The organism is Streptomyces sp. NPDC088554, assembly GCF_044752945.1.
GTDB lineage: Bacteria > Actinomycetota > Actinomycetes > Streptomycetales > Streptomycetaceae > Streptomyces.
This window is the reverse complement of sequence record NZ_JBIVMF010000056.1, coordinates 1-15,402: the sequence shown is the minus strand read 5'-3', so window position 1 is coordinate 15,402 and position 15,402 is coordinate 1. Positions and strand designations below refer to the sequence as shown.

Here is a 15,402-nt window from a genome sequence, read left to right as displayed (position 1 = left end):
GGCCGGGCTGAGCCTGTCGCGTTGGTGTCGGCGTTGGGTGAGTTGTTCGTGGGTGGTTTTCCGGTGGAGTGGGGGGTGTTCTTCGCGGGGGGGTCTGTGCGGCGTGTGGAGTTGCCGACGTATGCCTTCCAGCGTTCCCGCTACTGGCTGGAGGGGTCGGCGGGGACAGTTGGCCGGCAGCGCGAGGGCGGGGGCCGGGACGAGGTGGACACCGCTTTCTGGAAGGCGGTGGAGCAGGGCGACCTCTCCGCCCTCGGCACAGGTCGGGGCCTGGACGGGGAAGCGCGGCTGGCGGATGTGCTGCCCGTGCTGTCCTCCTGGCGCCGCCGGGCCGGGCAGACCTCGTTGGCGGACTCCTGGCGCTACCGGGTGACCTGGAACGCGCTGCCCGAGCCCGCCGCGACGTCACTCACCGGCACCTGGCTGCTGCTCGCCCCGGCAGGCTCCGGGGCGGCGGCGTCCCTTGTCCGTTCCCTCGCCGATGCCCTGGCAGAACACGGCGCCGATGTCGTCACCGCTGACCTCGGCCGCCCCGACTTTGACCAGGCCCGATGCGCCCTGGCCGAGCAGATCACCGGTCGGCTCGACGGGCTCTCCCCCGGGCGGGTGCACGCAGTGGTATCGCTCCTGGCCCTGGCCGAGGGCATGGATCCGCACCACCCTGCTGTTCCGCACGGGCTGGCCCTGACCCTGTCGGCCGTCCAGGCGCTGGGCGACGCCGGAGTGGCCGCGCCGCTGTGGTGCCTGACGCAGGGCGCGGTGGCGGCGGGCACGACGGGCCGGCCGGACAACCCGGTCCAGGCCCAGGTCTGGGGGCTCGGCCGGGTCGCGGCCCTGGAGCATCCGGACCACTGGGGTGGCCTGGTCGATCTCCCCGAGCAGGTCGATTCCCGCACCGTGCGTCGGCTGGTCCGGGTACTGGCCACCGGCCGGCCGCCCGGCGGCGAGGACCAGATCGCGCTGCGCACGGCCGGTGTCCTCGCCCGGAGGCTGGTCCAGGACACCGCCACCGGCGACCCGGAGGAGTGGACCCCGTCGGGCACGGTTCTGGTGACCGGTGGTACGGGTGCGGTCGGTGGGCATGTGGCCCGTTGGCTGGCCGCTCGTGGAGCCGAACGGTTGGTCCTGGTCGGCCGCCGCGGCCCCGATGCCCCCGGGGCGCGGGTGCTGCGGGAGGAACTGGCCGCCTCGGGGGCGCAGGTGGAGCTGGTCGCCTGCGACCTGCGTGACCAGGAGGCCGTGACCGCGTTGGTGGCCGGGCTGGCCGACGAGGGTGACCTGACGGCGGTGGTCCACGCCGCGGGCGTGCTCGACGACGGTGTGCTGGCCTCGTTGTCGGTCGGGCGTTGTGCCGAGGTACTGGCTGCCAAGGCGCAGGCCGCCCACTACCTGGACCTGGCCACACGCGAAGTGGAGCTGGACGCCTTCGTGCTGTTCTCGTCGGCTTCCGGTGTGCTGGGCAGCGCCGGACAGGCCAACTACGCCGCTGCCAACGCCTACTTGGACGCGTTGGCCGAGCATCGGCACGCCCTCGGGCTGCCCGCCGTCTCGCTCGCGTGGGGCCGGTGGGCCGAGGGCGGCATGGCCGACCAGGACACGGTCGCCGAACGGCTGGACCGTGACGGCTGGCCGGCCATGGCATCGCAGGTGGCTCTGACCGCCATGGCCCGCGCCGTGACCGCGGGCCGCCCCGCCGTGATGGTCGCCGACGTGGACTGGCGGCGCTTCGCCCCGGCGTTCACCGCGTCCCGCCCCAGCCCGTTGCTGACCGGCCTGCCGCAGGCCCAGCTGCCGACGGCCGCCCATGGCCCGGCAGAGGACGAGCGGTCCTCCTGGGCGAGCCGGCTGGCCGGCCTGCCCGTACCGGAACAGCGGACGGTCCTGCTGGAGCTGATCTGCGGTCAGGTCGCGAGTGTGCTGGGGCATGCCTCGGCGCGGACGATCGATCCGGCTCGGGCGTTCAAGGAGATCGGCTTCGACTCGCTCACCGCGGTGGAGCTGCGCAACCGTCTCAACGCGGCCACCGGCCTGGCCCTGTCGGCCACGCTGGTCTTCGACCACCCCACCCCCGAGGCGCTGGCCGAATACATCGGTTCCCAGGCGCTGGGCACCTCGACCGCGGTCACCGGTCCGCTGGCGATCACCGCGGTGGACGAGCCCATCGCGATCATCGGGATGAGCTGCCGTTTCCCCGGCGGTATCCAGAGCCCCGAAGACCTCTGGGACCTGGTCTCCCGGGGCCGGGACGCGATCACCTCCTTCCCGACCGACCGGGGCTGGGACATCGACACACTCTTCGACCCCGACGGGGAACGGTCCGGTACGAGCAGCACCCGTCATGGCGCGTTCCTCGACGGCGCGGCCGATTTCGACCCCGCGTTCTTCGGTATCGGTCCGCGTGAGGCCACGGCGATGGACCCGCAGCAGCGGCTGCTGCTGGAGACGGCGTGGGAGGCGTTCGAACGGGCCGGCATCGACCCGTCGACCCTGCGATCCAGTGCCACCGGCGTCTTCGCCGGTACCAACGGCCAGGACTACGCGACACTCGCCTCGGGCGCGGCAGCCGAGTTCGAGGGATACCTCGGTATCGGCAACGCCGGCAGTGTCTTCTCCGGGCGGCTGTCCTACACCTTCGGCCTGGAGGGGCCCGCGTTGACCGTGGACACGGCGTGCTCCGCGTCGCTGGTCGCCCTGCACCTGGCCGCTCAGGCACTGCGGCAGGGCGAGTGCTCCCTGGCCCTCGCCGGTGGGGCGACGGTGATGGCCACCCCCGGTGCCTTCGTGGAGTTCAGCCGGCAGCGCGGGCTCGCTCCGGACGGCCGGTGCAAGGCGTTCTCGGCCTCGGCGGACGGCACCGGCTGGGGCGAGGGCGCGGGCATGCTGTTGCTGGAGCGGCTGTCGGACGCCGAGCGCAACGGCCACCCGGTGCTCGCGGTCGTACGCGGCAGCGCGGTCAACCAGGACGGCGCCTCGAACGGTTTGACGGCGCCGAACGGCCCCGCCCAGCAGCGGGTGATCCGTCAGGCGCTGGCGAACGCGCGGTTGCGGCCGTCCGAGGTGGATGTGGTGGAGGCGCACGGTACGGGTACGAGGCTGGGCGATCCGATCGAGGCGCAGGCCCTGTTGGCGACGTACGGTCAGGACCGGCCGGAGGAAAGGCCGTTGTGGCTGGGGTCGGTGAAGTCGAACATCGGACACACGCAGGCGGCTGCGGGGGTTGCCGGGATCATCAAGTCGGTGATGGCGATGCGGCACGGCACACTGCCGGCCACACTGCACGTGGACGAGCCCACACCGGAGGTGGACTGGTCGACGGGAGCGGTGGAGCTGCTCACCGAGAGTCGTCCCTGGCCGGCGGTCGATCACGTTCGCCGCGCCGCGGTCTCCAGCTTCGGTGTCAGTGGTACGAACGCGCACGTCATCCTGGAACAGGCCGCCGCCGAACCGGCGTCCGAGGAGGGGGACGGTGTCGCTCCCCCGGCGGACGGAGTCCTGGCGCCCTGGGTGGTGTCCGCCCGCAGCGCGGATGCCGTACGGGAGCAGGCCAGGCGCCTGCACACGCAGGTGACGACGGGTGGGCAGTGGCGTCCGGCCGATGTCGGGTACGGCCTCGCGACAGCCCGTTCGCGCTTCGAGCACCGCGCGGTGGTGATCGGACGGACGACGGACGACCTCAGGGCGGGGCTGGAGGCGCTGGCCGAGGGGCGTGAGGATTCCCGGGTGCGGATCGGCGCCGCGTCGACGGGCGGGCGTACGGGGTTCGTGTTCGCCGGGCAGGGTTCGCAGCGGCTGGGTATGGGAGGCAGGCTCCGGGAGTCGTTCCCCGCTTTCGCCGAGGCATGGGACGAGGTGGTCGCGGAGCTGGACGTACGGCTGGAACGGCCTTTGGGCGAGGTGGTGTTCGCGCGGGAGGGCTCGGATCAGGCCGCGCTTCTGGACCGGACGGAGTTCACGCAGCCGGCGTTGTTCGCGTTCGAGGTGGCGTTGTTCCGGTTGCTGGAGTCGTGGAGTGTGCTGCCCGATGCGGTGGCGGGCCACTCCATCGGCGAGATCGCGGCGGCGCATGTGGCAGGGGTGCTGTCGCTGTCGGACGCGTGTGCGTTGGTGGTGGCGCGGGGCCGGTTGATGCGGGCGCTGCCGACCGGTGGCGCGATGCTCGCGGTGCAGGTCGGTGAGACCGAGGCCAGGGAGCTGCTGGAGGCGGAGGCGCCCGGCGCGGTGGACATCGCGGCGGTGAACGGTCCGGAGTCGGTGGTGGTGGCCGGAGACGAGGACGCGGTGCTGCGTGTCCAGGAGATCGCTCGTGGGCGGGGTCGTAGGACGAAGCGGCTGACGGTGTCGCACGCGTTCCACTCGCCGCGGATGGAGCCGATGCTCGACGCGTTCCGCCGGGTGGCCGAGGCGGTGGTGTATCACGAGCCGCGTATGACGGTGGTTTCCGCGGTGTCGGGTGAGGTGGCTGGTGCGGAGATACGGTCGGCGGAGTACTGGACGAGGCATGTGCGTCAGGCGGTGCGTTACCTGGACGCCGTCCGGTGCATGCGACGCGAGGGCGTGACCACGTTTGTGGAGATCGGCCCGGACGGAGCGCTGTCCGCGCTGGGGCGGGACTGCCTGGTCGGGGACGAGGCACGGGGCACCGAGTTCCTGCCCACCCTGAGGGCTGGGCGCGACGAGGCCGAGGCGCTGGTCGGCGCGGTGGGCGCGGCGCATGCGCGGGGTGTTCCGGTGGACTGGGCCGCGTACTACGCGCCCTACGGCCCGCGCCGTACGGAACTGCCGACCTATGCTTTCCAGCGCCAGCGATACTGGCTGGATGCATCCGTCCGAACAGCGGTTGATCTCAAGGGACTTGGCCTGGGATCGGCGGAACACCCCTTGCTCGACGCGGCGGTGGGCCTGGCAGAGGGCGACGGGGCTTTCCTTGCCGGGCGGTTGTCGTTGACGACGCATCCGTGGCTGGCGGATCACCGGGTCCACGGTGCGGTGTTGTTCCCCGGAACGGCCTTCGTGGAGCTTGCTCTGCGCGCCGGGGACCAGGTGGGCGCGGACCGCGTCGAGGAACTGACACTGGAGGTGCCGTTGGTGCTTCCGGAGCGTGGCGGGGTGCGGGTCCAGGTGGTCGTCGGGGCCCCGGACGGGCAGGGCGGCCGTCCGGTGACGGTGTACTCCCGGCCGGAGACGGGCGACGACGAGCCCTGGACCCGGCACGCCACCGGTGTGCTGACCTCCGACGCCACGACGGGGCAGGCCGGGACCGACGAACTCGACGTGTGGCCTCCGCGGGATGCGGTAGCTGTGGACATCGACGGGATGTACGACCGGTTGGTGGAGGGCGGCTTCGGCTACGGGCCGGTGTTCCAGGGGCTGCGGGCGGTGTGGCGGCGCGGCACGGAGGTGTTCGCCGAAGTCGCGCTGGACGACACCCAACGTGACGGTGCCCGGCAGTTCGGTCTTCATCCGGCCTTGCTGGACGCGGCGTTGCACGCGATCGGGTTCGGGGAGTTCGTGGGCGCCGGGGGTGCCGGGGTGCTGCCGTTCTCCTGGAACGGAGTGCGCCTGTACGCGTCGGGCGCGGACGCGTTGCGGGTACGGGTGTCCGGCGCCGGGGCGAGCGAGGTCGCGCTGCTGGTCGCGGACGGCGCCGGGCGGCCCGTGGCATCGGTCGACTCGCTGGTGTTGCGGCCGGTGTCGGTGGACGGGATCGTCGCGGGAGCGGGCGCGCGGCGGTCGTTGTTCCGGGTGGAATGGCGGCAGGTTCCGGAAGTCTTCGCCACGGCGGGCTCGGGGGAGTGGGTGGCCCTTGACCGCGGTGATGGCTGGGCGCGGGGCAAGGGGGGCGAGATCCTGCCCGACCTGGCCGCGCTCGGCTCGGCGGTTTCCGCCGGCCGATCGGTGCCGCGCCTGGTGGTGGCGCGGTTCGCCGCCGATGCCGAGGTGTCGGTTCCGGCCGGTGTCCGTGCGGTGACCGCCGAGGGGCTGGAGCTGATCCAGGAATGGCTGGCGGACCAGAGGTTCGCCGAGTCGCGGCTCGTGATGGTGACCCGGCACGCCGTCGCGGTGGATGCCGGGGAGAGCGTCTCCGACCTGGGGGCGGCGGCGCTGTGGGGTCTGGTGCGTACGGCGCAGTCCGAACAGCCCGGCCGGATCGTTCTGCTCGACGTCGATGACCTGGACGCGGTGTCCCGGGTGGTCGGGGCCGGTGACGAGCCACAGCTCGCGGTGCGGGGCGGCCGGGTGTTCGTACCGCGGCTGACACGGGCCGAAGCCACTGACGGGGTACCAGCATGGGATCCCGAGGGAACGTTGTTGATCACGGGCGCGTCGGGTGCGCTGGGTGGTGTGGTCGCCCGGCATGTGGTCCGCCAGTGGGGCGTACGCCATCTGCTGCTGGCCGCCCGACGCGGCTCGGAAGCCCCCGGCATGACGGAACTGGTCTCGGAACTCGGCGAGTTGGGTGCCACCGCACAGATGGTGGCCTGCGATGTGGCGGACCGGGAGGCGCTGGCCGCCGTACTGGCGGGGATACCCGACAAGCACCGGCTGGCCGGTGTCGTCCACGCGGCCGGTGTCCTGGACGACGGTGTGGTCGGCTCGCTCACCCCTCGGCGGCTGGCGACGGTCCTGGCGCCGAAGGCGGACGCGGCCTGGCACCTGCACGAGCTGACCGCGGAGCTGGGCCTGTCGGTGTTCGCGCTGTTCTCCTCCGCCGCGAGTGTCTTCGGCGGCGCGGGCCAGGGCAACTACGCCGCCGCCAACGCCTTCCTCGACGCGCTCGCGGCGAGGCGCCGGGCCGACGGTCTGGCGGCGACCTCGCTGTCCTGGGGTCTGTGGGACCAAACCAGCGGTATGACAGGGCAGTTGGGCGAGGCGGATCTGGCCCGGATGAGCCGTTCCGGCGTACTGCCGATCTCCGCCGACGAGGCGCTCCCCCTGATGGACGCCGGTCTGACCGGTGCCGAAGCCTGGCTGGCGCCGGTGAGGCTGGACCTCGCCGCCCTGCGCCAGCAGGCCACCGTCACCGGAAGAGTGCCCGCGCTGCTCCGCGATCTGGTCCGCGTACCGAATCGCCGCAAGGCCGACACCGGAGGCAGAGGCGCAGGAGGCTCGGGCCCCGCCCTCCTCGACCGGCTCGCGGGCTTGACCGACGCCGAACGGGATCAGGAGTTGCTGGACTTCGTCTGCGCGCACACCGCGGCCGTCCTGGGCCATTCCGGCGCCGGCATGGTCGACCCCGGGCGAGGCTTCCTCGAAGTCGGTGTGGACTCTCTGGCCGCGGTGGAGCTGCGCAACCGGATCGGCGGTGTCCTCGGTATCCGGCTCTCCGCCACGCTGGTCTTCGACTATCCCTCGCCGGTGCTGCTGGCCGGGCACATCGGGGAGCGGCTGGTGCCGGCCGGGCCGGCACCTCGGCCCCTGGTGTCCGCGGAACTGGAGCGGCTGGAGGCCGCGGTGTCCGCGGGGCGCTTCGACGACGGCTCACGGGACGAGACCGCCGTCCGGCTGCGGAAACTCCTCGCGTACTTCGACACCGTGGCCGACACCCCGAAGAGGCAGGCCGACGACGCCGCGATCGAATCGGCGAGCGTCGACGAACTCTTCGCCCTCCTCGACGAGGAACTCGACGACCGCTGACGCCAGGAGCCGGACTCCGGTGACCGCACCGTCCCCCTGACACCACTGCCTAAGGAACAGACCCCGCATGGAAAACGAAGAGAAGCTCGTCGACTACCTCAAGCGGGCCACCACCGATCTCCGCCAGGTCCGCCGACGTCTTCGCGAGGTCGAGGACCGGCAGCAGGAACCCGTCGCGATCATCGGGATGAGCTGCCGCTACCCGGGCGAGGTGCGCTCCCCGGACGACCTGTGGCGCATGGTGGCCGACGGTGGCGACGGCATCACGTCGTTCCCGGCGGAACGAGGGTGGGACACCGAGCGCCTGTACGACGCCGATCCGGACCGCCCCGGCACGACATACACCACCCGGGGTGGCTTCCTGCACGACGCCGCCGAGTTCGACGCGGAGTTCTTCGGGATCTCACCGCGTGAGGCGCTGGCGATGGATCCGCAGCAGCGGCTGCTGCTGGAGACCTCCTGGGAGGCGTTCGAGCGCGCGGGCATCGACCCGACATCCCTGCGCGGCAGCCACACCGGCGTCTTCGCGGGCGTGATGTACCAGGACTACGCCCACCGGATGCGCCCCGTACCGGAGGAGTTCGAGGGCTACCTCGGCAACGGCAGCGCGGGCAGTATCGCGTCGGGCAGGGTGGCCTACACCTTCGGCCTGGAAGGCCCCGCGGTCACCGTGGACACGGCGTGCTCGTCGTCGCTGGTGGCCCTGCACCTGGCCTGCCAGTCGCTGCGGCAGGGCGAGTCCACCCTGGCCCTCGCGGGCGGTGTCGCGATCATGTCCACCCCCTCGGTGTTCGTCGAGTACAGCCGGCAGCGAGGACTGGCCGCGGACGGCCGGTGCAAGGCGTTCTCGGCCTCCGCGGACGGTACGGGCTGGGGCGAGGGCGTGGGCATGCTGCTGCTGGAGCGGCTGTCCGAGGCACAGCGCAACGGTCACCCGGTCCTGGCCGTCGTCCGCGGCAGCGCCGTCAACCAGGACGGTGCCAGCAGCCGGCTCACCGCGCCCAACGGCCCGTCGCAGCAGCGGGTGATCCGGCAGGCGCTGGCCAACGCGCGGCTGATCCCCGCCGAGGTGGATGTGGTGGAGGCGCACGGTACGGGTACGAAGCTGGGCGATCCGATCGAGGCGCAGGCGCTGCTGGCCACGTACGGGCAGGACCGGCCCGAGGAACGGCCGCTGTGGCTGGGGTCGTTGAAGTCGAACATCGGTCACACCCAGGCCGCCGCCGGAGTGGGCGGTGTGATCAAGATGGTGATGGCGATGCGCCACGGTGTGGTGCCGAGGACACTGCATGTGGACGAGCCCACGCCGGAAGTGGACTGGTCGGCGGGGGCGGTGGAGCTGCTGACCGAGGCCCGGTCCTGGCCGGAGGCGGACCGGCCCCGCCGGGCCGGTGTGTCGGCCTTCGGTGTGAGCGGCACCAACGCACACGTCATCCTCGAACAGCCCCCGGCGACCGAGGGCGCCGCTCCTGCCGGCGCCGCCCCGGCGGAACGTACGACCACCGGGCCCGCGGCGGACGAATCGGCCGAGGGCGGGCAGGCCGCGGCGGAAGGCTCCGGCCCCCCGCTGACGGCCTGGCCGCTGTCGGCGAAGAACCCCCAGGCCCTGCGGGACCAGGCCCGGCGGCTGCGACACCACCTGACCTCGGGAGGCGCCGACGCGCATCCGGCGGGCATCGGCCATTCCCTGGCGGCCACACGTGCCGCGTTCGAGCAGCGCGCCATCGTCCTGGGCACCGACCGCGACAGCCTGCTCCGCGGCCTGGCGGCCCTGGCCGACGGCGGCACCGACCCGTCGGTGGTCCACGGCAGCGTCCGGGGCCGGGGCAGGGTCGCGTTCGTCTTCCCCGGCCAGGGGGCCCAGTGGGAGGGCATGGGGCGCGAACTGCTGGACACCTCAACGGAGTTCGCCCGGCAGATGCAGGCGTGCGCGGACGCGCTCTCCCCCTACGTCGACTGGTCCCTCCACGACGTACTGCGCGGCGCCCCCGACGCACCCCGGCTCGACCGCGTCGACGTGGTCCAGCCGGTGCTGTGGGCGATCATGATCTCGCTGGCCGAGCTGTGGCGTTCCCACGGGGTACGGCCGAGCGCCGTGGTCGGGCACTCCCAGGGTGAGATCGCGGCGGCCTACGTGGCCGGCGCGCTGTCCCTGGACGACTCGGCGCGTGTGGTCGCGCTGCGCAGCAAGGCCCTGCGTGCCCTGTCCGGCAAGGGCGGCATGCTGTCCGTTCCGCTGTCGGAGGAGGACGTCGCCCCCTATCTGGCCGCCCGGACGGGACAGCTGTCGGTCGCGGCGGTGAACGGCCCCGGCTCCCTCGTGGTCTCCGGCGACGCCGATGCCCTGGAGAGCCTGTTCCAGGAACTGACCGAGGCAGGCGTCAGGGCCAGGAAGGTCGCGGTGGACTACGCGTCCCACTCCGCCCACGTCGAGGCACTCCGCGAAGAACTCCTCACCCAGCTCCGCCCGGTCGCCCCCCGGACCGCCCAGGTGCCCTTCTACTCGACGGTCACCGGCGAACGCCTCGCCACCGAAGGACTGGACGCCGCATACTGGTACCGCAACCTGCGCGAGACCGTCCGGTTCGACCAGGCGACACGGGCGCTGCTGGCCCAGAACATCGGTGTGTTCGTCGAAACCGGCCCGCATCCGGTGCTCGCCGTCGGCCTCCAGGAGACGATCGACGCCACCGGTGGCTCCGCCGTCGCCCTCGGCTCGCTGCGCCGCGGTGAAGGCGGCCCGGACCGCTTCACGCGGTCACTGGCCGAGGCGTACGCCCACGGCGCGCCGCTCGACTGGGGCCCGCTGTTCAACGGCGCACGCCGGATCGAGCTGCCCACCTACGCGTTCCAGCGGGAGCACTACTGGCTCCAGACCCCGGAGGGCGGGCTCACCGACGCCACCGGGCTGGGCCTCGCCACCGTCGAACACCCGCTGCTGGCCGCCGCGATGAGCCTCGCCGACGGCGACGGGCTGATCGTCACCGGCCGCCTGTCGACCCGCGCCCTGCCGTGGCTGGCGGACCACGCGGTGACCGGCACCGTCCTGCTGCCCGGCACCGCCTTCGTCGAACTCGCCCTTCGTGCAGGTGATCTGACAGGCTGTCATCTTCTTGACGAACTCACCCTGCACACGCCCCTGGTGGTCCTCGACGACGACCCCGTACGTGTCCAGGTACGCGTCGCCGCATCCGACGCCGTCACCGGCCGACGCGCCCTGACCGTACACGCCCGCCCCGAAACCACCGACGGGGACGCGGAACAGGAAGAGCAGACCGACTGGACGCTGCACGCCACCGGATTCCTCGCCGTCGCCCCCCGTCCGGCCGACGCCCCCGGCGCACCCGGACCGGGGCAGTGGCCGCCCGCCGGTGCCACACCGCTGGACATCGGCGACCTGTACCCCCGGCTCGCCGAGGCCGGCTATGGCTACGGCCCCGCCTTCCAGGGCCTGCGCGCCGCATGGCGGCTCGGCGACGAGGTGTACGCCGAAGCCGAACTGCCCGACGGGCACAGCGACCAGGCCACCCGCTACGGACTGCACCCCGCGCTGCTCGACGCCGCGCTGCACGCGGCCGCCTTCGCCGATTTCCCCGACGGGGACGGCGAACTCCCCGGGCCCCGGATGCCGTTCTCCTGGACCGGCGTCACACTGTCCGCCGTGGGCGCGCGGGCGCTGCGGATCCGCCTCGCACGTACCGGCGACGACACACTGACCGTCACACTCACCGACCCGGCCGGTGCCCCCGTCGCCGCCGTGGCGGCCCTCGCGCTGCGGCCGCTCACCACGGACCAGCCGGCCACCGGCACCCCGTCCGACCTCTACCGGGTGGCCTTCACCCCGCGCGACCTGCCGTCCGACGCGTCCGCCGCCCACTGGGCGGTGCTCGGCGCCGACGGCCCGGACCTCGCCCCGGCGCTGAACCTGCCCCACTGCCCGGACCGCGACGCCCTCGCCGCCCTCGTACCTGTCCCGCCCGTCGTCCTCACCTGCTGGCCCACCCCCGACACCCCGGCCCCGCAGGCGGCCCGTACCGTCCTGGCCCGCGCCCTGCGCGACATCCAGGACTGGCTGGCCGACGACCGCCTCGCCGGCACCCGCCTCGTCGTGGTCACCCGGAACGCCTGCCCGGCCGACGACTGGCAGGACACCGACCCGGTGGCGGCAGCGCTGACCGGTCTGCTGCGCACCGCCCAGGCCGAGAACCCCGACCGGCTCGTCCTGGTCGACACCGACGGGCACCCCGCCTCCTGGCAGGCGCTGCCCGCGCTGGTGGCGACCGGCGAACCACAGGCGACACTCCGGCTGGGCGAGGCACGCGTACCCCGGCTGGCCCCGGCCGCCACCGACACGACACTGCCCGTACCGGCCGGCACCACCGCCTGGCGACTGGCCGTGCAGACCCCCGGCACCCTCGACCACCTGACCCTCGTCCCCTGGCCGGCCGCCACCGCCCCCCTGACGGAAGGACAGGTACGGATCGCCGTACGCGCCTGCGGCGTCAACTTCCGCGATGTCCTCATCGCCCTCGGCATGTACCCCGACCCGGACCTGCTCGGCAGCGAAGGCTCCGGCCGCGTCATCGAGGTCGGCCCCGGCGCCACCGACCTGGCCGTGGGCGACCGGGTCGCCGGCATCCTCGCCGGCGGGTTCGGGCCCGTCGCGGTCATCGACTCACTCAAGGTCGCCCGGATACCGGACAGTTGGTCGTGGGAGCAGGCCGCTTCGGTCCCGCTTGCCTTCCTGACAGCCTGGTACGGCCTCGTCGACCTGGCCGCCCTCGCCCCCGGCGAGAAGGTGTTGGTCCACGCGGCCGCCGGCGGCGTCGGCATGGCAGCCGTCCGGATCGCCCGGCACCTGGGCGCCGAGGTGTACGCCACGGCGAGCCCCGCCAAGTGGGACACCCTGCGCGAACTCGGCCTGGACGACGACCACATCGCCTCCTCCCGCGACACCGTCTTCGCCGCGAAGTTCCCCGCCGTCGACGTCGTACTCGACTCCCTCGCCGGGGAGTTCGTGGACGCCTCACTGCGACTGCTGCCCCACGGCGGCCGGTTCGTCGAAATGGGAAAGACCGACCGACGCGACCCGGAGCGGATCGCCGCCGACCACCCCGGAGTGCGCTACCGCTCCTTCGACCTGAGGGAGAGCGGCGACCAACGGCTCCGGGGGATGCTGGAAGAGGTCTTCGCCCTCATCGAGGACGGGACGCTGTGCCCGCTGCCGTGCCGGGGCTGGGACCTGCGCCGGGCCCCGGAGGCATTCCGCCACATGCAGCAGGCCCGGCACGTCGGCAAGATCGTGCTGACCGTGCCGACCGTCCTCGACACCGAGGGCACGGTCCTGGTCACCGGCGCCACCGGTACGCTCGGTACGCTCGTCACCCGCCACCTGGTCGCCGAGCACGGCGTACGACGACTGCTGCTCGTCAGCCGCTCCGGCCACGAGGCACCGGGCGCCGGCCCACTGCTGGCAGACCTCGCCGCGGCCGGAGCCGACGCCACACTCCTGGCCTGCGACACCGCCGACCGCGACCGGCTGCGCGCCGTACTGGACGGCATCCCCGTCGACCACCCGCTCACCGCCGTCGTCCACACCGCCGGCGCCCTGGACGACGGGGTGCTGTCCGCCCTCACCCCCGGACGCCTCGATGCCGTACTGCGCCCCAAGGCCGACGCCGCCTGGAACCTGCACGAACTGACCGCCGGCCATGACCTGGCCGCGTTCGTGCTCTTCTCCTCCGCCGCCGGGGTGTTCGGCAACGCCGGACAGGGCAACTACGCGGCCGCCAACGCCTTCCTCGACGCACTCGCCCAGCACCGCCGCTCCCTCGGCCTGCCCGCCACCTCGCTCGCCTGGGGCCTGTGGGCGCAGCGCAGCGGTCTGACCGGTCACCTCGACGCGACCGACGTCGGCCGTCTGTCCCGCACCGGCGTCGCCGCACTGGACTCCGCGCACGGCCTGTCGCTCTTCGACGCCGCGCTGACCACCGGGCAGACCCTGCTGGTGCCCATGCCCCTGGACCGGGCCGCCCTGCACCGCCAGGCCCGGTCCGGCAGCCTGCCCGCCCTCCTGAGCGGTCTCGTCCGCACCGCCCCGGCCCGCAGGACCGCCACCGGTGCCGTCGCCCCGGGGGGCGTCGGCGACGCCCTGGCCCGCCGCCTGGCCGGCGCCCCGGAGGCCGAACGCGACCGGATCGTGAACGATCTCGTACGCGACCACGCCGCCACCGTCCTCGGCCACGGGTCCGCGACCGCCGTCGGCCTCGGGCGCGCCTTCCGCGACCTCGGCTTCGATTCGCTGACCGCCGTCGAACTGCGCAACCGCCTCGGCGCCGCCACCGGACTGAGGCTGCCCGCGACACTGGTCTTCGACCACCCCACACCGGAACAGCTCGCCGCCCACCTGCGCGACGCGCTGCTCGGCACCACCGACACTCCGGCCGGCGCCCTGGTCACGACGGCCACCGAGACCGGCGAACCGCTGGCCATCATCGCCATGAGCTGCCGCCTCCCCGGCGGAACCGGCTCTCCGGAGGAGCTGTGGGAGCTGCTGGCCACCGGCGGCGACGCCATCGGCGGACTGCCCGCCGACCGGGGCTGGGACCTGGCCGGGCTCTACCACCCCGACCCCGACCACCCCGGCACCTCCTACGTCCGTCACGGCGGATTCCTGCACGACGTGGGAGACTTCGACGCCTCCCTGTTCGGGATCTCACCGCGTGAGGCGCTGGCGATGGATCCGCAGCAGCGGCTGTTGCTGGAGACCTCGTGGGAGACGTTCGAACGAGCGGGCATCGACCTGCGGACCCTGCGCGGCAGCCGTACCGGTGTCTACGTCGGCGCCCTGCCCTCCAGCTACGGCGGCAACCCGCACGACGCGCCGGACGGCCTCGAAGGCCACCTGATGACGGGCAACTCGACGAGCATCGTCTCCGGCCGCCTCGCCTACACCTTCGGCCTGGAAGGCCCCGCGGTCACGGTGGACACGGCGTGTTCGTCGTCCCTGGTCGCACTGCACCTGGCCGTTCAGGCGCTGCGGTCGGGAGAGGTCTCCATGGCGCTCGCCGGCGGAGCCACCGTGATGTCCACACCGGGCGGACTGATCGCGTTCAGCCGCCAACGCGGCCTCGCGGCCGACGGCCGGTGCAAGGCGTTCTCCGCCGCCGCTGACGGCATGGGTATGGCCGAAGGAGTGGGGCTGCTGCTGGTCGAGCGGCTGTCCGACGCCGAGCGGCTCGGACATCCGGTGCTGGCGGTCGTCCGTGGCTCGGCGATCAATCAGGACGGTGCCTCCAACGGCCTCACCGCACCCAACGGCCCCTCGCAGCAGCGCGTCATCCGGGATGCCCTCGCCGACGCCCGGTTGGCCGCCTCTGAAGTGGACGTGGTGGAGGCGCACGGTACCGGCACCCGGCTGGGCGATCCCATCGAGGCGCAGGCGCTGCTGGCCACGTACGGCCAGGACCGGCCCGCAGGACAGCCGGTGTTGCTGGGATCGGTGAAGTCCAACATCGGCCACACCCAGGCCGCGGCCGGTGTCGCCGGCATCATCAAGATGGTGCTGGCCATGCGCCATGGCGCGCTCCCGCGGACCTTGCACGCCGACGAACCCAGCGCCCAGGTCGACTGGAGCGCGGGCGCGTTGTCGCTGCTCACCGAAGAAACGCCGTGGCCCGAGACCGGCCGCCCGCGCCGCGCCGGTGTGTCGTCGTTCGGGATCAGTGGTACGAACGCGCACGTCATCCTGGAACAGGCTCCGGCCCC

2 protein-coding genes are annotated in these 15,402 nt (G+C 73.1%); both read left to right on the top strand.

Features of this window, described 5'->3' with window-relative positions:
• The first annotated feature begins 105 nt into the window (after positions 1–105).
• On the top strand, positions 106–7,635 hold the full coding sequence (locus ACIP8W_RS31200; protein ID WP_402205752.1) for an SDR family NAD(P)-dependent oxidoreductase: 7,530 nt from the start codon (positions 106–108) through the stop codon (positions 7,633–7,635).
• Between the two features lie 67 nt (positions 7,636–7,702).
• Positions 7,703–15,402: SDR family NAD(P)-dependent oxidoreductase (locus tag ACIP8W_RS31195; RefSeq protein WP_402205750.1), on the top strand; the 7,700-nt coding region annotated here is incomplete at its 3' end.